Below are 17,765 nucleotides of genomic sequence, written 5' to 3'. Positions count from 1 at the left end.
GAATCCAAATGTTTAAAAAGATTTTTGGTGTTCTTCAAAAAGTCGGAAAAGCATTAATGCTTCCAGTTGCTATCCTTCCGGCGGCAGGTATTTTACTTGGATTTGGTAATGCATTTCAAAATCCACAGTTAACAAATATAATCCCTGCTTTAAAAGCAGACTGGTTTGTTCAAGTAGCAAAAATTATGGAACAATCTGGGGATATTATTTTCGCAAACCTTGCATTATTATTCGCAGTAGGGGTTGCTATCGGGTTAGCAAACGGAGACGGAGTAGCTGGATTAGCAGCCTTCGTTGGATATTTAATTATGAACAAAACGATGAGCGTCTTCTTAGGAGTAGACAAATTCGTTACAATTGTAAGTGATAAAGTTCCAGTTAAAACTGGTTTTACAGATCCCTCTTATGCAAATGTATTAGGTATTCCAACACTTCAAACCGGAGTGTTTGGTGGTATTATTGTAGGGATATTAGCAGCATATTGCTATAACAAATACTACAACATCGAATTGCCACCATATTTAGGATTCTTTGCTGGTAAACGTTTCGTGCCAATTGCAACAGCAACATTCTCTTTACTTTTAGGGATTCTAATGTGCTTTGTTTGGCCACCAATTCAAGGCGGCTTGAATGCATTTTCGCATCAAATGATTGATACAAATAAAACATTAGCGGCATTTATATTTGGTTTAATTGAGCGTTCTTTAATTCCGTTTGGACTACATCATATTTTCTATGCACCATTTTGGTTTGAGTTTGGTCAATATACAAACTCGGCGGGTGAAATTATTCACGGTGACCAAAAGATTTTCATGGCACAATTAAAAGACGGTGTCGCATTAACAGCTGGTACATTTACAACAGGGAAATATCCGTTCATGATGTTCGGTCTTCCAGCAGCAGCATTAGCAATGTATCATGAAGCACGTCCGGAAAACAAAAAAATGGCAGCTGGTATTTTAGGGTCTGCTGCGTTAACATCTTTCTTAACAGGTATTACAGAACCGATTGAGTTCTCATTCTTATTCGTAGCACCTGTATTGTTTGGAATACATGCTGTGTTTGCTGGTTTGTCATTTATGACTATGCAAATTTTAGGTGTTAAAATTGGGATGACATTCTCAGGTGGTTTTATTGACTTTATGCTATTTGGTGTCTTACCAGGCCGTACCGCTTGGTGGTGGGTAATTATTGTTGGTCTTGTATTAGCAGTAATTTACTACTTCGGTTTCCGTTTTGCGATTCGTAAATGGGATTTAAAAACACCAGGTCGTGAGGTAGTAGAAGACACTGATGGGGCAGAAAAAGTAGAAGCAGGCGAGCTTCCAGGTGAAATTTTAGTAGCACTTGGCGGAAAAGAAAACATTGGTTCTTTAGATGCTTGTATTACACGTTTACGTGTTCAAGTAAAGGATCAAAAGGATGTAAATAAAGATCGTTTAAAAGAGCTTGGAGCAGCAGGTGTTCTTGAGGTTGGTAACAATATTCAAGCGATTTTTGGCCCAAAATCTGATACGTTAAAATCACAAATTCAAGATATTATGGCAGGTCGTGCAGTGCATGTTCCAAAAGAAGCGCCTGCAAAAGTAGAAGAGCCTGTACAAAAAGTAGATGTAAATGAAGTAATTGCGATTCCGATTGAAGGTAAAATTTTACCGATTACAGAAGTGCCGGACCAAGTGTTTTCTGGAAAAATGATGGGAGATGGCTTTGCAATCGAGCCAACGGAAGGTACAGTAGTATCTCCGGTAAATGGTGAAATTGTGAACGTATTCCCAACAAAACATGCAATCGGTATTCAATCAGAAGGCGGAAAAGAAATTTTAATTCATTTCGGTATTGATACAGTGAAATTGAATGGAGAAGGCTTTGAAGCGCTAGTTTCTCAAGGAGATAAAGTAACGCAAGGCCAATCTTTATTAAAAGTAGATATAGCGTTTGTAAAAGAAAATGCGCCTTCTATTATTACGCCAATTGTTTTCACAAACTTACAAGAAGGACAGAAAGTTGAAATCAAAAAGCAAGGTAATGTCAAGAAAGGTGAGACAAGCGTTATTGACATTCAGTAAAATTTAGACGCAAAATGTTTATAATTATAATAGGCGATGTAGTTGACCGAACATTGCCTATTATATACAATAGAGTGTGTAGTGCTAACGTCTATACAACCTAAAATATACTGTAGTTTAAAGGAGATAGATTATTATGGAAAAAATCTTTAAAGTAACTAGCGACTCAGGAATTCATGCTCGTCCAGCAACTTTACTTGTAAATACTGCAAGCAAATTTGGTGCTGATATTAACTTAGAGTATAATGGAAAAACTGTAAACTTAAAATCAATCATGGGTGTTATGTCTTTAGGTATTCAACAAGGCGCAGAAATCAAAATCACTGCAAACGGTGATGATGCAGCTCAAGCAGTAGCAGCTATCGAAGAAACTATGAAAAACGAAGGATTAGGAGAATAATGACTCTTAACATTAAAGGAATCGCCGCGTCAAGTGGTATTGCAATTGCAAAGGCGTTCCGTCTAGAAAATCCTGAATTTAACATTGAAAAGAAAACGATTACGGATGAAGCTGCGGAAATCGCACGCTTAGAAGCTGCGCTTGGGAAATCAAAATCTGAATTAGAAGCAATTAAAAATCACGCTTTTGCTGAGCTTGGTGCTGATAAAGCAGCTATCTTTGAAGCACATTTACTAGTATTAAATGATCCAGAACTAGTAAATCCAGTAAAAGATAAAGTAAAAAACGAAAAAGTAAACGCTGAATTTGCGATGGATGAAGTTGCATCAATGTTCATTACTATGTTTGAGAGCATGGATAATGAGTATATGAAAGAACGTGCAGCGGATATTCGTGACGTGACAAAGCGTGTTATTGCACACTTACTTGGAATTAACTTCTCAAATCCTAGTACAATTTCTGAAGAAGTAATCATCATTGCAGAAGATTTAACACCGTCTGATACAGCACAGTTAAATCGTAAATATGCAAAAGGTTTCACAACTGATATTGGCGGACGTACATCTCACTCTGCAATTATGGCTCGTTCAATGGAAATCCCAGCTGTTGTTGGTACAAAAGTTGTTATGGAGCAAATCCAAAACGGTGATATCGTAATCATCGACGGTTTAGATGGAGAAGTAATTGTAGATCCATCTGAAGAAACTCTTCGTGTTTATGAAGAAAAGAAAGCACAATTTGAAGAGCAAAAAGCAGAATGGGCAAAATTAAAGAATGAAGCGACAGTTACAGCGGATGGCCACCATGTTGAACTTGTAGCAAACATCGGTACACCAAAAGATGTAAAAGGTATTATTGACAATGGTGGTGAAGGTGTTGGTCTATATCGTACAGAATTCTTGTACATGGGCCGTGACAACCTTCCAACAGAAGAAGAGCAATTTGAAGCATACAAATCTGTTCTTGAAGGTGTAGGAGAAGGTCAGCCAGTTGTTGTTCGTACACTTGATATTGGCGGCGATAAAGAACTTCCATACTTACATTTACCAAAAGAAATGAACCCGTTCTTAGGCTACCGTGCAATTCGCCTATGCTTAGAAGAACAAGATATGTTCCGTACACAACTACGTGCATTACTTCGTGCAAGTGTATATGGTAACTTGAAAATTATGTTCCCGATGATTGCAACTCTTGATGAATTCCGTCAAGCGAAAGCAATTTTATTAGAAGAAAAAGAAAAACTTGTGCAAGCTGGTACAGTAGTGTCTGATAGCATTGAAGTTGGTATGATGGTAGAAATCCCAGCTTCTGCGGTGTTAGCTGATCAATTTGCAAAAGAAGTAGATTTCTTCTCTATCGGAACAAATGATTTAATTCAATACACAATGGCAGCGGATCGTATGAATGAACGCGTATCTTACCTATACCAACCATATAACCCAGCAATTTTACGTCTTGTAAAAATGGTTATTGATGCAGCTCATAAAGAAGGGAAATGGGCTGGTATGTGCGGTGAAATGGCAGGAGATGCTCTAGCAATTCCGCTATTAGTTGGATTAGGATTAGATGAATTTAGTATGAGTGCAACATCTATTCTTCCAGCGAGAACGCAAATTCGCAAGCTTTCAAAAGCACAAATGGAAGAGTTAGCACAAAAAGCTGTAAACATGTCAACTGCTGAAGAAGTAGTAGAACTTGTAAAAGGCATTTAATGAAAAAACCCTGAGCTGAGTGAAATCGGTCTCAGGTTTTTTTATAACGTAAAAAATTTTCTAGGTAGATATTTTTTCTCGCAAGTACAAAATAAATAAAACCAGGAAAGCGATAGCTTTCCTGGAAGGTAATGACTTCTATTAGATAACGATAGCTACAACATCTTCTGGGCAAACACGTAATAAACCACCTGTTGTTCCTACACCTGCAGTAGCTCCTGAGAAAAGTGCTACGCCATTTGAGAAGCCTTCAAATACAACGTTAGTGAAAGTACCATTATTTCTTACTATTAATTGAGCGATTCGAGTACCAATTGAAACATTTCTAAGAACGTTGCAAAAACGATTTCTATGACCAGTACGGCAGTCGTTGCGTTTAAAGCTACGGCGGTCGCTGCGTACACAGCGGTTGCTGCGTACACCGCTGCGGCGATCGCAGCCATCAAATCCGAAACATCCGAACATAATTCTCACCCCCTTCACATTAATAAGATATGCTCTAGGTACATGCTTTGTTTGGACACATTGCAGATTTTTTTAAAAGATTTTTTCCTATTTTGTAGGAAAAGAATAAATGTTTTAGGTAGACTGTTGCGATTCTTCTTATAACATATGAGAAGAGGGAAATGAGAGTTTGGACAAAAAGCTGGTATGGAAATAAAAAAGACTGCCTCTTTTTTAAAGGCAGTCTTTATATTTTTTTGCTTTTATATAAAACAATGATATACACAGGAAGTGCTAATAGTAGTGGTGCAACAGATCGAGAAGCATGCTGACCAATTTCGGACTGAAGCGCTGTTTCTTTTGAAAACTGTAGCATCGCAATATTTGTCATATCTCCAACGAAGTACAGAAGCAGTACTGTGACTAGGTAGCACAATATCGCGATAAAGCTTCCATATAAATTCAACGAAAATCCCTCACTTGTTATCAATTTGTTACTATTGTATCATAATTGTAACAAAAAAGCATCTTTAGATTCTATCCTTTGAGTAGCTGGATAAAGTAGTGATAATTACTGGCTTGCTATAGATGTGGATTAAAAAAGACGAAGGAAAATCCCTTCGTCTTTTATCCTGCTATTCGCGGGCAGTTTTACTTTATTTTGCCCATTCTGTTACTTGTTCTACGCTCATGCGTGGTGCTGGATGCCCCGCTAATGTAGATTCGCCAATTGTAATTAGCATAATTGGAAGGTAACGAGAAGACACATTAAACTCTTCCATTAATGCTTGCGGGTTAAAACCGCCAATTGCACATGTGTCCCAACCAGTTGCTTTTGCTGCAAGCATAAGTTGCATTGCTGCTAAAGATGCATTAGAGAATGCAGCATCACGTGGGTATTGTTCACGTTGATATGCACCTTCAATGTTTTGTGCCAAACGATTTTTTGCTTCTTCTTGCATAAGTCCTTGTTCTACAAGTGGGCCGTATACAGCATCAACATTTTTATTTGCTTCTAAGTCACCTAATATAGCGACAACTGCAGATGCATCAAGAATTTGTTGCTGGTTATATGCAATTGGATGTAAGCGGCGTTGTACTTCTTCACCTTGGAATACAAGAAATTTCCAGTGTTGTAAATTCCATGCTGATGGTGCTTGACCAGCAGCTTTTAAAATATTATATAGTTCCTCTTTTGAAATTTCTTTTTCAGGATTGAAAGCACGATTAGATGTACGTTCGTATAAAACAGTAAAGAAATCTTGCTGTGTCATTATAATTCCTCCAAGCTTTGTTTCTATTTATAAATGAGACGAATGTAAAAATGTTCTTAACTTACATTTTGTAAGTATGTACTGTAAAAGAATATAATATATGTAGTTATATTGTCAAGTGTTTAAAAAAAGATAGGAATAAAAGAAGATATTCGCACAAACGCCTCACTTATTGTTGTCATACAATAAAAAGATGATACAGGACTTCAAGAGGTTTATATAACGTGAAACTGCCATGTGATGGGTTGTCGAACAAATCAAGTTCTTATAAGTGACGAACTCTATTACTCTATCGTAAGGGGGTTCTTAAGCTTGTAAGAATGAGATAAATGAAGTGAGTGAAAGCCTAGTGGTGAACATTCTGCATTTTTTATTAGAACATACAGTTTTTCAAAATGTATTACAGGATCTCGATATGAATGTATTGTATATTGAAGAAGGTCATAATCAAGAACATACAGTAGCAGCGTTAAAGCCAAAGTGCTTGTTTTTAGCACATGATTTTAAGGAAGGGAAAATATTGTTTGAAAAAGTTCAACCACAAATCGTAATTATATATATTTCTCATTCTTCCCAAGTCGAATTTGTAAAAGAATTATTTACTTCAGATATTTCTTTTATCATTGTATGGAGTGAACAAGTTACATCTCAATTTGTTGACCTTATTAAACTTGGGGTGCGAAATATTGTATTGCCTCCAATTACGCCTCAATCTATACTTGCTGAAGTGCAAAAGAGTGTGTATGAGTTGTCACTATTAAAACAAGTTATATTACAACAAGAGCTACTTCAAATGATATTTGATTTTCAGAATGATTTGTTGTTTATTCTAGAAGATGATGAAATTATAGATTGCAATACAAATTTTTTACGTTTCTTCGGATATGAAGATCTTATGTCATATCATGAGGATCACATGACATTTGTTGAACATTTTGCAAGGGAGAACGGGTATTATATTGCAGAAAATGATATGATGTGGATTGATGATTGCTTAACGCAATCAAGAAAAATCAAAATGTATAACGACGCTGAAGAAGCAACTGTGTTCTTGTTACGTATTGCTCCTTTGCCGGATGATGTATCGAGATTCATCGTTACATGTACAGATATTACAGAATTAGAAGAAGAATATAAAGAGCAAGAGCGTTTAGCGACCATTGATTCCTTAACAAATATTTATAATCAGTTGAAGTTTCAAAGACTATTTTCACAAGGTTGGGAAACTGCTATACGAATGAGTCAATCATTTGCTCTTATTCTATTTGATCTTGATGATTTCAAAAAGGTAAATGACACATATGGTCATGATTTTGGAGATTTAGCATTGTCACAACTAGCAGAACTTGTGACAGCAAAATTACAGCCGCATCATGTTTTTGCTCGGTGGGATGGAGAAGAATTTATTATTTTTTTGTCTCATACAACAGAAAAAGAAGCATTTCAAATTGCAGAATCACTTCGTTTTTTTATCGAAACAAAAAAATTTTCTGGAATTTCAAAGATCACAGCAAGCTTTGGTGTTGCTGCATACGAAAATGGAATTACGAAAGAAATATTGATGCATCGAGCACGTATTGCATTATATGAAGCGAAAAACAAGGGGAAAAATCAAGTGTGTTTATATAGAAAAGAAAAAATGTAACACTTTTTCGCAACAAATTGTTGCGATTTTTTTTTATTGTCGGATAATGGTGAAGAGGGGAATAATTATTTAAGATGCGACGGAGGATTTTTAGTAATGAAGACGTTATGGAGTACCATTATTTTTTTGCTTTCTATTTTATTAGTTGGGAGCTATTTCTTTTTTAAAGTACCTGCTAAAAAAGAAGCAAAGTCAACAAAAACAATACCCTCTACTGAAACAATAAAAGAAAGAGAAAAAGAAAAAGAAATTGATTATACGGCTGTTACGCAAAAACTAGAACAATATTTAAAAGATAAACAATTTAACGGCTCGGTTCTCGTTTCATATCAAGGTCGTACAATATTAAATAAAGGGTATGGCTTCGCGGATGTACAAAAACAAATTGAAAATACGCCGCAAACAAAATATCGAATTGGTTCTATTACAAAAACGACAATTGCGGTATCAATTCTACAGTTGCAAGAACAAGGGAAGGTAAATATACAGGATAATGTGAATAAATATATTCCTTCTTTTCCTGCTAGTAAAAATATTACGTTGTATCATTTATTAACGCATACATCGGGACTCCCTGAACATGGAAAAGGGAAAGTAAATGCGTCATCGCGCCTTCATTTAGTGACATGGCTCGGACAACAACCAACTGCCTTTCAACCTGGAAATGGCTGGTTATATTCGGATTATAATTATATGGTGCTAGCTTATATTGTAGAAAAAATCTCGGGTCAATCTGTAGCACAATATGTTACAAATCATATCTTTATTCCCGCAGGAATGACGGAGTCGGGGATGGGAGAGACACCAGCAGGAGATGTGAATTTTTCAAAAGGATATAAAAGGAAAGAGCAAGAGCTTGTGTTAGCACCTAAATTAGCAATGAATTGGTTGTATGGATGCGGAGAGATGTATACAACGGTGCAGGATATGAAAAAGCTAGATGAAGCAATTATGACAAATAAGCTTATTTCTGCTGAAAGTTTAAAGTTAATGTTAACACCATCCTCAGAAAAAAAATATGCATTTAGCTTATATATATATCCTGATTATTATCATAATCATGGTGTACTTTCGGGATGGAATACATTTAACAATTTTAATTGGGATAAACAATTATTTGTGATTGCATTTTCAAATGTGCAAAATGGAATTGATGATGGGTTTAATAATGAGTTTCGTAAACTTGTGAGTGATTTATTAGAGAAAAGGGGATAAGAAGATGAATCAGATATTGCCACCGGCTTCTATTGGTTTTGTTGGTACAGGTGTTATGGGAAAAAGTATGGTGCGTCATTTAATAAAAGCTGGTTATATTGTTTATGTATATAATCGTACAAAAGAAAAAACAGCAGCACTGATTGAAGAAGGTGCACACTGGTGTGATTCTCCTAAAGAAATTGCAAAAAAAGTAGATGTTGTAATGACTATGGTTGGTTATCCGCACGACGTGGAAGAAGTATATTTCGGTGCAGAGGGGATTCTTACTCATGCCAAGCAAGGGACGATTACGATTGACTTTACAACATCAACACCAACTCTTGCGAAGCGTATTTATGAAGAAGGGAAGAGCAAAGGAATTCATGTATTAGATGCCCCGGTATCGGGCGGCGATATTGGAGCAAAAGAAGGGCGTCTTGCGATTATGATCGGTGGGGATGAAGAAGTATATGAAGCATGCTTACCTTTATTTGAATTGTTAGGTAAAAACATTATGTTGCAAGGAAATGCAGGTAGTGGACAACATACAAAAATGTGCAACCAAATTGCAATTGCATCTAATATGCTTGGTGTATGTGAAGCACTTGCTTATGCAAAAAAGGCAGGTTTACATCCAGAAAAAGTGTTACAAAGTATTTCTACTGGTGCAGCAGGTAGCTGGTCATTAAGTAATTTAGCACCGCGTATGTTACAAGGTGACTTTGAACCAGGATTTTATGTGAAACATTTTATAAAGGATATGAAAATTGCGTTAGCAGAAGCAGAACAGCTTGGATTATCTGCACCTGGCTTAGCTCTTGCGCGAGAATTATATGAACAATTGATGCAAGACGGTGAAGAAAATAGCGGCACACAGGCATTGTATAAACGATACATAAAGGAGTGAGTGTATGGGCTTGGAGAAATTTGATAATATCATTGATACAGTGCAGCGTGCAGAAACAATTCATATTAATGATAAGCAACTGGCTGCGTTTAAAAAGAAGTATAATTTTGAACCGGTATTTGAATATGGTAGAGATGAAACAGGTCGTTATGTCATTCGAACAACGAAAGAAATGCTAGAAGAGATGGAATTTTATTTAGCATTAAAGTACGAACGTGATCTTATTGATGTATATATGAATGCAGAAGTAGCTGGGAAATTTTATGTTTCGGTTAGTTATGGAGAGGATGCACTTCATTTACAGGAGCTATTTCAATTCTTAGAAGAAAATAAATAAAAAAGTCCTCATATGAGGACTTTTTTTATTTAAGAAAGGCCTGTTGCGCGGCGTGCTTTTTCAATTGGAAAGGGAATGACTTCACCCATTCTAGTTCGAGTAAATCGTTTTGTGCGAGAATGACGTAATATATATAGTGCAAACAGTATAGAAACAGGAATTGCACCATATAAACCAAAAAATAAAGCGCTTACAGAAGATGCGACAAAACCAATCATACCGACCTCTAATTCCTCCATAATAGCTCCCACAACAGCAGGTATAGACCCGCAAACGACACCGAAAAGAATGGCTAAAATTAACTCCATGTATTCCCTTCCTCCTTTTTACAATTTCCCTTGTTTTTTCTATTATTTGTATTATAACACATTTTAAACAGAATATTCAGAAAAAATTCACAAAATGTTCATAAAATTGTAAAAAATTATTCAACAAAAAATGCAGGTTTATCTCCTGAATAGAGATAAACCTGTCTATAGGAGGATGTATATATGTAGAGTGAATAAAAGGAAGGAAAAGGGGACCATCCTTTTTATTCAACATACTACCTTAGTAAATAGGAACCCAACCTTCAGTTGTCACAAAAATACGAATCGCCACCACCTGACGATCATCTTGAAGTGTAAAATAATGTCTCGTATTTTCAGGAACTGAGATTAAATCCCCTGGTTCAAGTTCAATATCAAAAAATTGACCATCTTTTCTTTGGATGGCAAAAATGCCATGTCCGCTGACGATAAAGCGAACTTCATCATCAGTATGATGGTGCTCTTGTTTAAAGTTTACTAACAATTCATCTAAATTCGGTGTTGCGTTAGAAAGTGAGATAACATCGCTCGCTTGATAGCCGCGGCGCTTAGAAACATCAGCGACCTCTTCTGCGAACACTGCTAAAATTTCTTTCTTATTTTCATCAGTTAATGCATAATTTTCTTGTAAATGAACAGGGAGCTTTGTAATATTCCATTTTTCATACAAAACATCTTCATTTTGCAGAAACTGTTGTACTTCTATTTCTTTTTCAATACGAGTGTTAACTTCATGAATACGAATTTGCGCCATGCTGAACGCCTCCTCTAATTGATAAAAGTTTAATATGGAACTGGAATAAAAACTCATATGCTTCTAATCTTTTTTTAGTATCAAAGCTGTCTTTTCCCCATACTGTAATACCGTGATTACGAATTAAAATAGCTCCTGTATCTTCGTAAATATGATTGCGGAAGTTCTCGCCTAACGTTGGAATATGAGCGTAATTTTCAATGATTGGAATCCGAATCGAGGCGCCTTCATCCCAAATATTGAGAGCTTTAATAATTTCTTGATTACAGAGTACAACTTCTTTATCGTATACGTTTGTAATGACATTATTATCGGTTGTATGGACGTGCAAGACACATGCAGCGTTTGTATTGTTATAAATGTGAGTATGCAACAATGTTTCCGCAGAAGGGCGTAAATCGGTTTCTAAAACAGGACTTCCATTTTGATCGACTAACAGAAAGTCGTCGGGTGTTGTTTTTGTTTTATCTCTTCCGCTTGCTGTAATGAGAAAGGTAAGTGGATTGTCACTCACTTTTATTGAAATATTTCCGCTTGTTGCTGGAAACCAATTCCGGTCAGTTAATTCTTTTTTCAGGTCACTTAGTTCTTGCCATTGACGAAATAACTGTTTCACTTCATCACCCCTAACAATTGCTTGACTTCGTTTTGGATATCATGAAATGTTTCAAAAGGTGTATAAGTAATGTGATGTTCTTTACATTTTGTAATAAGAAAGTCACGAGCAAATACTTTGTCAGCAAGATTTGCTGCTTGCAAATCTGTAATAGAATCACCAATTACAATTTTAAAATCATTTTGTGAACTTAAGTGACGAATAAGTGTTGATTTGCAAAGACCACATTTATTTTCACAATGCGCATCACACGGATGCGGCCAGTTTATTTGAATTGTTTTACCAGAAAAATCAGTTGTATTACAGTAAATTTGCGTAGAGTCAACAAGTCCTTCGAGAAGAGGATAAACAAAAAAGTCCATTCCTCCTGATATGATATAAAGTGAGATATTGTTTTCTCGTAAAAACTGTACAAACTCTGTAAAACCGGTGCGAATGACTGCAGTTTTTTTTATGAAAGCTGTAATCTCATCTCGTAAACTTGTAGGTAAGAGACAAAAAAGTTTTTCTACACCTTCTTGAATAGAAAGTTCTTGTGATAAAATTTGTTGTTTAATTGTTTCCGCTTTTGGCGATGCAAACTTTTCCATAATGGCAACAATATTATCGTTATTTGTAATTGTGCCATCGAAATCGCAAAAAATTTGAATACTCATGCCTTCACCTCTTTAGAAGGATTACCCCATAAACGTAAGGCTGCTTGTAAATAAGAATCATTAACTGCATGAAGCGGTGTGTTTGTTTGAACTGCATCGATGGCAGATCGAAATGCTTTTCCGCCTCCTTGTGCACCGGATGGGTGTCCGTGAATACCGCCACCAGCATTAATAACACATTGCTGACCAAAATCGCGAATAAGAAGCGGAACAAGTCCTGGGTGAATTCCAGCAGACGGAACTGGAAAGCTGCGTTTAAATGGTTCGTTTTCATCTGTAAGTGCTTTTGCTACATAAAGCGTCTCTTCTTTTTTAAAAGAAACAGTTCCATAAGGCGATGGAAATAGTGAGAAATCTGCACCCGCATAGCGAAGTAGTTTGCCAAGTAATAAGGAAGATGAAAATCCGTATAATTCAGAGGCTATGTAAGTTCCACTTACAGCTGGATGTGCCATAAGTGGGATAGAAATATCATCGTCTTCCGCTAAAGCTTGTAAAACATCAAGCCCATAAGCAAATACATTGAAGAGTAATATATCAGCTCCAGCTGCAACTGCTTGTTTTGCCTTTTCTTTCAAATCATAAGTTCGTCCAGATAAGTTAACAGCGTATAACGTCTTATGACCGTATGTTTCATATACAGACTGCAATACTTCTTTTCCAGCTCGAATGCGTTCTGACAGTGGTGTTAACGGATTGTCAAATAAAATTTCATCATCTTTTACGATGTCTACACCGCCGCTTGCTTGATCACGAAGCTGTGTTTTTAAATACCCGATATTACGGCCAATCATTCCTTTAAAAATACTCATGAGAAGAGGGCGATCGTGAACATTCAAACTGTTTCGTATCCCATCGATACCGAATTTAGGACCTGGGAAGCGCTCTTTTAGATCATCAGAAAATGTCAAATCAATTAATTTAATTTCTCCATCCAGTGATAATTTTCCGAAAACGGTTGTGAAAATCGCTGGTAAATCAGTGCTGAAATTAGCAGATGGATAATGAATTTTAATAAGACCGCGTTTTACTTTTTTATCAAGGTATATATTTGTTCTTTCATTGCCTTCTAATTCTTCTACACTAATGACTGAGCCTTTATGTTGTTTCAATTGTTCTTGTAGTAAGTGCGGTAAGTGTGTCCAGGAACCAACTGTTAAGCCGAGAGCGATTTGCTCTGCCTTTTGAATTAAACTTTGAGAATCATCATGAATTAAGTATGTTGCTGTTATTCCGCTCATTTTTATAACCTCCTAGTTGAATAAAAAAACCTCTCAGCTAAGGAGAGGTTTTTTTACAACCAGCTCCTTATCTGTCAGCTTAATGCTGCGAGAATTAGCACCGTGCCTACATAAAGTAGATCGGTTGCCGGGTTTCATCGGGCTCGTCCCTCCACCTGCTCTTGATAAGAAGTATTCAGAAATGTTTTCATTTTTTGATAACTGAATTTTGACAGAGATTTTTTATGTTGTCAATGTTTTTTTGAAAATTTTTAATTGATCAATTCTATGAACTGCTTCATGAAGGCGTTCCTCTGTATGTAATAAGCCAACGCGAATATAGCCTTCACCGTGTTCACCAAAGCCGATACCTGGGGCGACCGCGACATGCGCTTGCTGTAATAGTACGTCAGCAAATTGTTCTGACGTATATCCATCTGGTATTGGAAGCCATGCGAAGAAAGATCCTTTTGGTGCAGCAACATTCCAGCCAATAGAACGACAAGCAGTAATGAAAGCGTTTCTTCGAGATTCATAGCGTTCTACTAGTTCATCTACGCAAGTTTGTGGACTTAATAATGCTTCGCGAGCAGCTTCTTGTACGGCACCAAAAATACTGACGTACATATGATCTTGTAATAAGTTGATCGCTTCAATGATCCTTTCATTCCCAACGGCAAATGCAATACGCCACCCAGCCATATTATATGTTTTTGATAACGTATAAATTTCAATACCAACATCTTTTGCTCCATTAACTTGTAAGAAACTAATTGGTTTTTTAGCGTCAAAGCCAATGGCACCATAAGCGAAATCATGACAAACTAAAATGTCATGTTTGTTTGCAAATGATATCGTTTCTTCGAAGAATTCTGTTGTTGCAACGGCTCCTGTTGGATTGTTCGGGTAGTTTAAAAACATTAATTTTGCTTGTTCAGCAGTTTGTAAATCAATCTTTGTATAATCAGGTAAAAAATGATTTTCTGCTAATAATGGCATTGTTGAAAGTTTTGCTTTCGCTAAGGTAACACCTGATAAATAATCTGGATAACCAGGATCAGGAACGAGAATTGTATCGCCTGGATTGGTAAAACAAAGCGGTAATTCAACTAATCCAGCTTTTCCACCAAATAAAACAGCTATTTCGGTTTTGGGATTTAACTGTACACCGTATTCACGTTCATAAAACGTAGCGACAGCTTCTTTTAAGTTTTCGTGTCCGCGAAATGGCGGATATTTATGATGAATTGGTTGTTCTGCTGCACGCTGTAATGCTGTTACGATATGCGCTGGCGTTGGCTGATCTGGATTTCCTTGTCCTAAGTTAATAACATCATGACCAGCTTCCATGGCTTTGTTGACTTTTGTGACAAGTGCAGCAAAAAATTGTGTCGGTAATGATGTTAATACCTCAGAAGGTTGAAAATGTTTCATACTTTCCACCTCTTTTGAAAATTGTTGCAATTATAGTGACAAATGATATAATCTTTTCAACTTTTTGTAAAGGAAAAAATAAAAGGGAGTAGGGAGAAATCAATGAAAATTGCTTGTATTCAAATGGATATCACTTTTGGTGATGTAGAGAAAAATATAGAACATGCTGAAAAAAAAATAAAAGAAGCAATGAAGGAAAAGCCAGACGTTATTGTATTACCAGAGCTATGGACAACAGGTTATAATTTGGATCGACTTACTGAAATTGCTGATCCAGATGGGGAATACACGAAACAATTATTATCCAAGTGGAGTAAGCAAAATTGTGTAAATGTTGTTGGAGGATCGATTGCTAAGCAAACAGAGAAAGGTGTTACAAATACAATGTATATTAGTAATCGAAGCGGCGAAATTGTGAGTGAATATAGTAAAGTACATTTGTTTCAACTGATGGATGAGCATAAATATTTAATTGCTGGAAATGAAACTGGGCATTTTCTATTAGAGGATATGCCGTGTGCAGGAACAATTTGCTATGATATTCGTTTTCCAGAGTGGATACGCGTTCATGCTGCACATGGGGCAACAGTATTATTCGTTGTAGCAGAGTGGCCACTTGTTCGCTTAGCACATTGGCGGTTATTACTTCAAGCAAGGGCAATTGAAAATCAATGTTATGTTGTAGCTTGCAATCGTGCGGGGCGTGATCTAAATAATGTTTTTGCAGGGCATTCGCTTATTATTGATCCTTGGGGAGAAGTCGTGAATGAGGCAGATGAAACAGAAATGATTTTGTATGGAATGTTAGATGTAAAGAAAGTTGCTGAAGTGCGTAAAGGGATTCCAGTCTTTTTTGATCGCCGTCCAGAACTGTATAAGTGAAAAAGTATTGACAAACAATTTTTATTCTTGGTATAGTCAACAACAGAAACTGAAAAATTCAGATAACTATATACTCTTATCAAGAGCAGGTGGAGGGATTTGGCCCGATGAAGCCCAGCAACCGACCGTAATACCATTGTGAAATGGGGCGCATAATTCGCGCCTAGTAAGGCACGGTGCTAATTCCAACAGAAAGAGAGACTTTCTGATAGATAAGAGGGGAGAAGTGAATCTTCAAACCTCTTTCGTCATCGAAAGGGGTTTTTCTTATGATGAAAAGCCCCGATACATTAAGGGGGAATCAGAGTGGGATATAAAGAGTTAACAGAAAAAACAGCCGTTACATATGCGAAAGAAAATAGTTATTTTCCAGAAAAGGCAGTTGTCACTTGTGAAGAAATTGGTGATGGAAATTTAAATTATGTGTTTCGTTTACATGATGGGAAGAAGGGATTGATTCTTAAGCAGGCTCTTCCATATGCAAAGGTAGTAGGAGAAAGTTGGCCGCTCTCTTTACGCCGTGCAACCATTGAAAATCATGCGTTGCAAATTTTTGCAAAATATGTACCAGAGTATGTGCCGAAAGTATACGGGCATGATGAAATACTAGCGATTATTGCTATGGAAGATTTATCAACATCAACGATCACGAGAAAAGGATTGATAAACGGGGAAGACTATCCTCTATTATCCAAGCATATCGGGCGTTTTTTAGCTCATGTTCTTTTTTATACATCTGATTTTGGACTACAAGCAGAAGAAAAAAGAGTGCTAGATAGTCAGTTTGCAAACCCTGATTTATGTAAGATTACGGAGAATCTTGTATTTACTGATCCATTTGCAAACTATGAAACAAATGAGTATGAAGAAGAATTACAGGATGTTGTTGACGAACTTTGGTTTGATAAAAATTTGAAGCTACAAGTAGCGCAGTGTAAGTATAAATTTTTGACGCGAAAAGAAGCATTAATTCACGGTGATTTACATACTGGAAGTATATTTTCATCATCTTCAGAAACGAAAGTGATTGATCCAGAATTTGCGACATTTGGTCCGTTTGGATTCGATTTAGGCCAATTTATTGCAAATTTATTATTAAATGCGCTCTCACGTGAAGAAAATAAACGCGGTGTGTTATTTTATCATATTGAGCAAACATGGAGCGTTTTCGTAGAAACATTTACGAAGTTATGGGTGCTCGAAGGCGTGGAACCGTATACAAAAGAAAAGCAATGGTTACCAATTGTACTGAACAATATTTTCATTGATGCAGTTGGATTTGCAGGATGTGAAATCATTCGCCGTACAATTGGATTAGCGCATGTCGCAGATCTAGATGGGATTTCTCATAACGAAACAAGGTTACAAGCAAAAAGGCATGCATTACGGTTAGGAAGAAAATTACTTTTACATAAAACAGAAAATGCGGATGCCCGCTTGTTCCATATATTATTTAACTCTATTATTCTTGAGAAGGAAGTGAAAGCATAGGTACAAGCGTGTTAGTACCTTGTTCTGTTAGTTGGAAGGGAGATTTCATCGCCCTTTTGAATGAAACGAAGTTGCCGACTATTGTTGAATATAAGGCATTAACTACAATTGAAGATATTCGGAAAAATAGGCTGAAATGATTTAGCCTGTTTTTATTTACCACTTTTTTGGAGTTTCACTTACTTATAATAAGAAGGGAGGAGAGACTATGGAGGAATGGATATCGGTTATTGGCAATGTTGGCTTTCCGATTGTCGTTACGCTATACTTACTGCATAGAATTGAAAGTAAGTTAGATGGCGTTATTGTCGCGATTGAGAAGTTACCAAAGCAGATGCAAAGATATGATGCTCCAAAATAAAGTGAAACTTCCCTCAGTGGGGGTCTTACTGTCCAAAAGTAGCGGGATAAAATATGTG

At 36.5% G+C, this 17,765-nt stretch carries 19 protein-coding genes and 2 riboswitches; of the genes, 10 read left to right on the top strand and 9 right to left on the bottom strand.

Going from position 1 to position 17,765, the window contains the following annotated elements; genetic code table 11:
- Nucleotides 1-8 precede the first annotated feature (8 nt).
- The 3 genes from ptsG to ptsP all read left to right on the top strand — a co-directional run bounded on the left by ptsG (nt 9) and on the right by ptsP (nt 4,181).
- Complete coding sequence (ptsG, locus tag AB1284_RS15480; RefSeq protein WP_429754031.1) at nt 9-2,069, top strand: glucose-specific PTS transporter subunit IIBC; 2,061 nt, start codon at nt 9-11, stop codon at nt 2,067-2,069.
- 136 nt (nt 2,070-2,205) lie between these two features.
- Nucleotides 2,206-2,469, top strand: a complete 264-nt coding sequence (gene ptsH / locus AB1284_RS15475) for a phosphocarrier protein HPr (protein ID WP_020059386.1) — start codon at nt 2,206-2,208, stop codon at nt 2,467-2,469.
- The gene (gene ptsP / locus AB1284_RS15470; protein WP_429754032.1) at nt 2,469-4,181 is read left to right on the top strand and encodes a phosphoenolpyruvate--protein phosphotransferase; all 1,713 of its coding nucleotides are present in this window, start codon (nt 2,469-2,471) and stop codon (nt 4,179-4,181) included. The genes ptsH and ptsP overlap by 1 nt, the downstream gene beginning before the upstream one ends.
- A 141-nt stretch (nt 4,182-4,322) precedes the next feature.
- Here the strand turns inward: ptsP and AB1284_RS15465 are convergent, their stop codons facing one another.
- The 3 genes from AB1284_RS15465 to AB1284_RS15455 form a co-directional block, all read right to left on the bottom strand.
- A complete protein-coding gene (locus tag AB1284_RS15465) occupies nt 4,323-4,646 on the bottom strand; it encodes a DUF3915 family protein (protein ID WP_429754033.1) in 324 nt (107 codons plus the stop codon).
- A 226-nt stretch (nt 4,647-4,872) separates the two neighbouring features.
- Nucleotides 4,873-5,091: a hypothetical protein gene (locus AB1284_RS15460; RefSeq protein ID WP_336481465.1), complete on the bottom strand. Its 219-nt coding sequence runs from the start codon at nt 5,089-5,091 to the stop codon at nt 4,873-4,875.
- A 190-nt stretch (nt 5,092-5,281) separates the two neighbouring features.
- Nucleotides 5,282-5,899 carry a nitroreductase family protein gene (locus AB1284_RS15455; RefSeq protein ID WP_429754034.1) on the bottom strand — a complete coding sequence of 206 codons (618 nt, stop codon included), beginning with the start codon at nt 5,897-5,899 and terminating at the stop codon, nt 5,282-5,284.
- 352 nt (nt 5,900-6,251) lie between these two features.
- Between AB1284_RS15455 and AB1284_RS15450 the strand changes: the two genes are divergently transcribed.
- The 4 genes from AB1284_RS15450 (at nt 6,252) to AB1284_RS15435 (ending at nt 9,985) form a co-directional block, all read left to right on the top strand.
- The gene (locus tag AB1284_RS15450; protein ID WP_429754445.1) at nt 6,252-7,544 is read left to right on the top strand and encodes a diguanylate cyclase domain-containing protein; all 1,293 of its coding nucleotides are present in this window, start codon (nt 6,252-6,254) and stop codon (nt 7,542-7,544) included.
- A 96-nt stretch (nt 7,545-7,640) separates the two neighbouring features.
- Nucleotides 7,641-8,759, top strand: coding sequence for a serine hydrolase domain-containing protein (locus AB1284_RS15445; protein WP_429754035.1), 1,119 nt, complete (start codon nt 7,641-7,643; stop codon nt 8,757-8,759).
- Nucleotides 8,760-8,763: 4 nt separating this feature from the next.
- Complete coding sequence (locus tag AB1284_RS15440) at nt 8,764-9,648, top strand: NAD(P)-dependent oxidoreductase (protein WP_429754036.1); 885 nt, start codon at nt 8,764-8,766, stop codon at nt 9,646-9,648.
- Between the two features lie 4 nt (nt 9,649-9,652).
- On the top strand, nt 9,653-9,985 hold the full coding sequence (locus tag AB1284_RS15435) for a DUF3909 family protein (protein ID WP_336481460.1): 333 nt from the start codon (nt 9,653-9,655) through the stop codon (nt 9,983-9,985).
- Nucleotides 9,986-10,014: 29 nt separating this feature from the next.
- Here the strand turns inward: AB1284_RS15435 and AB1284_RS15430 are convergent, their stop codons facing one another.
- The 6 genes from AB1284_RS15430 to AB1284_RS15405 form a co-directional block, all read right to left on the bottom strand.
- Nucleotides 10,015-10,293, bottom strand: coding sequence for a hypothetical protein (locus AB1284_RS15430; RefSeq protein ID WP_429754037.1), 279 nt, complete (start codon nt 10,291-10,293; stop codon nt 10,015-10,017).
- Nucleotides 10,294-10,534: 241 nt separating this feature from the next.
- Nucleotides 10,535-11,047 (bottom strand): 1,2-dihydroxy-3-keto-5-methylthiopentene dioxygenase, encoded by a 513-nt coding sequence (locus AB1284_RS15425; protein ID WP_429754038.1) that lies wholly within the window; start codon nt 11,045-11,047, stop codon nt 10,535-10,537.
- Entirely contained in the window at nt 11,025-11,663 is a 639-nt protein-coding gene (locus AB1284_RS15420; RefSeq protein ID WP_429754039.1) for a methylthioribulose 1-phosphate dehydratase, read from the bottom strand. Before AB1284_RS15420 ends, AB1284_RS15425 begins: the two co-directional genes overlap by 23 nt.
- Nucleotides 11,660-12,319: a 2-hydroxy-3-keto-5-methylthiopentenyl-1-phosphate phosphatase gene (locus AB1284_RS15415; RefSeq protein ID WP_429754040.1), complete on the bottom strand. Its 660-nt coding sequence runs from the start codon at nt 12,317-12,319 to the stop codon at nt 11,660-11,662. Before AB1284_RS15415 ends, AB1284_RS15420 begins: the two co-directional genes overlap by 4 nt.
- Nucleotides 12,316-13,560 carry a 2,3-diketo-5-methylthiopentyl-1-phosphate enolase gene (mtnW, locus tag AB1284_RS15410; RefSeq protein ID WP_429754041.1) on the bottom strand — a complete coding sequence of 415 codons (1,245 nt, stop codon included), beginning with the start codon at nt 13,558-13,560 and terminating at the stop codon, nt 12,316-12,318. Before mtnW ends, AB1284_RS15415 begins: the two co-directional genes overlap by 4 nt.
- Nucleotides 13,561-13,624: 64 nt before the next feature.
- Nucleotides 13,625-13,731, bottom strand: a riboswitch (SAM riboswitch).
- Between the two features lie 51 nt (nt 13,732-13,782).
- Entirely contained in the window at nt 13,783-14,973 is a 1,191-nt protein-coding gene (locus tag AB1284_RS15405; RefSeq protein ID WP_429754042.1) for a pyridoxal phosphate-dependent aminotransferase, read from the bottom strand.
- 102 nt (nt 14,974-15,075) lie between these two features.
- Here AB1284_RS15405 and AB1284_RS15400 point away from each other — a divergent pair, with 102 nt between their 5' ends.
- The 3 genes from AB1284_RS15400 to AB1284_RS15390 all read left to right on the top strand — a co-directional run bounded on the left by AB1284_RS15400 (nt 15,076) and on the right by AB1284_RS15390 (nt 17,707).
- The gene (locus AB1284_RS15400; RefSeq protein WP_429754043.1) at nt 15,076-15,855 is read left to right on the top strand and encodes a carbon-nitrogen family hydrolase; all 780 of its coding nucleotides are present in this window, start codon (nt 15,076-15,078) and stop codon (nt 15,853-15,855) included.
- Between the two features lie 73 nt (nt 15,856-15,928).
- A riboswitch (SAM riboswitch) is annotated at nt 15,929-16,074 on the top strand.
- An 87-nt stretch (nt 16,075-16,161) separates the two neighbouring features.
- Nucleotides 16,162-17,346: an S-methyl-5-thioribose kinase gene (gene mtnK, locus AB1284_RS15395; protein WP_429754044.1), complete on the top strand. Its 1,185-nt coding sequence runs from the start codon at nt 16,162-16,164 to the stop codon at nt 17,344-17,346.
- A gap of 208 nt (nt 17,347-17,554) precedes the next feature.
- The gene (locus tag AB1284_RS15390) at nt 17,555-17,707 is read left to right on the top strand and encodes a YvrJ family protein (protein WP_429754045.1); all 153 of its coding nucleotides are present in this window, start codon (nt 17,555-17,557) and stop codon (nt 17,705-17,707) included.
- Nucleotides 17,708-17,765: the final 58 nt, after the last annotated feature.

The organism is Bacillus sp. S2(2024), assembly GCF_050474045.1.
Classification (GTDB): Bacteria; Bacillota; Bacilli; order Bacillales; family Bacillaceae_G; genus Bacillus_A; species Bacillus_A yunxiaonensis.
The sequence above is the reverse complement of the archived record's forward strand: the minus strand, read 5'-3'. Positions and strand labels throughout refer to the sequence as shown.

What these genes read in the sequence shown, in the direction of transcription:
- AB1284_RS15430 (WP_429754037.1), bottom strand. Translation starts at nt 10,293, where the DNA reads ATGGAGTTAATTTTAGCCATTCTTTTCGGTGTCGTTTGCGGGTCTATA.
- ptsH (WP_020059386.1), top strand. Translation starts at nt 2,206, where the DNA reads ATGGAAAAAATCTTTAAAGTAACTAGCGACTCAGGAATTCATGCTCGT.
- AB1284_RS15415 (WP_429754040.1), bottom strand. Translation starts at nt 12,319, where the DNA reads ATGAGTATTCAAATTTTTTGCGATTTCGATGGCACAATTACAAATAAC.
- AB1284_RS15465 (WP_429754033.1), bottom strand. Translation starts at nt 4,646, where the DNA reads ATGTTCGGATGTTTCGGATTTGATGGCTGCGATCGCCGCAGCGGTGTA.
- AB1284_RS15400 (WP_429754043.1), top strand. Translation starts at nt 15,076, where the DNA reads ATGAAAATTGCTTGTATTCAAATGGATATCACTTTTGGTGATGTAGAG.
- AB1284_RS15445 (WP_429754035.1), top strand. Translation starts at nt 7,641, where the DNA reads ATGAAGACGTTATGGAGTACCATTATTTTTTTGCTTTCTATTTTATTA.
- ptsG (WP_429754031.1), top strand. Translation starts at nt 9, where the DNA reads ATGTTTAAAAAGATTTTTGGTGTTCTTCAAAAAGTCGGAAAAGCATTA.
- ptsP (WP_429754032.1), top strand. Translation starts at nt 2,469, where the DNA reads ATGACTCTTAACATTAAAGGAATCGCCGCGTCAAGTGGTATTGCAATT.
- AB1284_RS15425 (WP_429754038.1), bottom strand. Translation starts at nt 11,047, where the DNA reads ATGGCGCAAATTCGTATTCATGAAGTTAACACTCGTATTGAAAAAGAA.
- AB1284_RS15455 (WP_429754034.1), bottom strand. Translation starts at nt 5,899, where the DNA reads ATGACACAGCAAGATTTCTTTACTGTTTTATACGAACGTACATCTAAT.
- AB1284_RS15390 (WP_429754045.1), top strand. Translation starts at nt 17,555, where the DNA reads ATGGAGGAATGGATATCGGTTATTGGCAATGTTGGCTTTCCGATTGTC.
- AB1284_RS15440 (WP_429754036.1), top strand. Translation starts at nt 8,764, where the DNA reads ATGAATCAGATATTGCCACCGGCTTCTATTGGTTTTGTTGGTACAGGT.
- AB1284_RS15435 (WP_336481460.1), top strand. Translation starts at nt 9,653, where the DNA reads ATGGGCTTGGAGAAATTTGATAATATCATTGATACAGTGCAGCGTGCA.
- mtnW (WP_429754041.1), bottom strand. Translation starts at nt 13,560, where the DNA reads ATGAGCGGAATAACAGCAACATACTTAATTCATGATGATTCTCAAAGT.
- AB1284_RS15405 (WP_429754042.1), bottom strand. Translation starts at nt 14,973, where the DNA reads ATGAAACATTTTCAACCTTCTGAGGTATTAACATCATTACCGACACAA.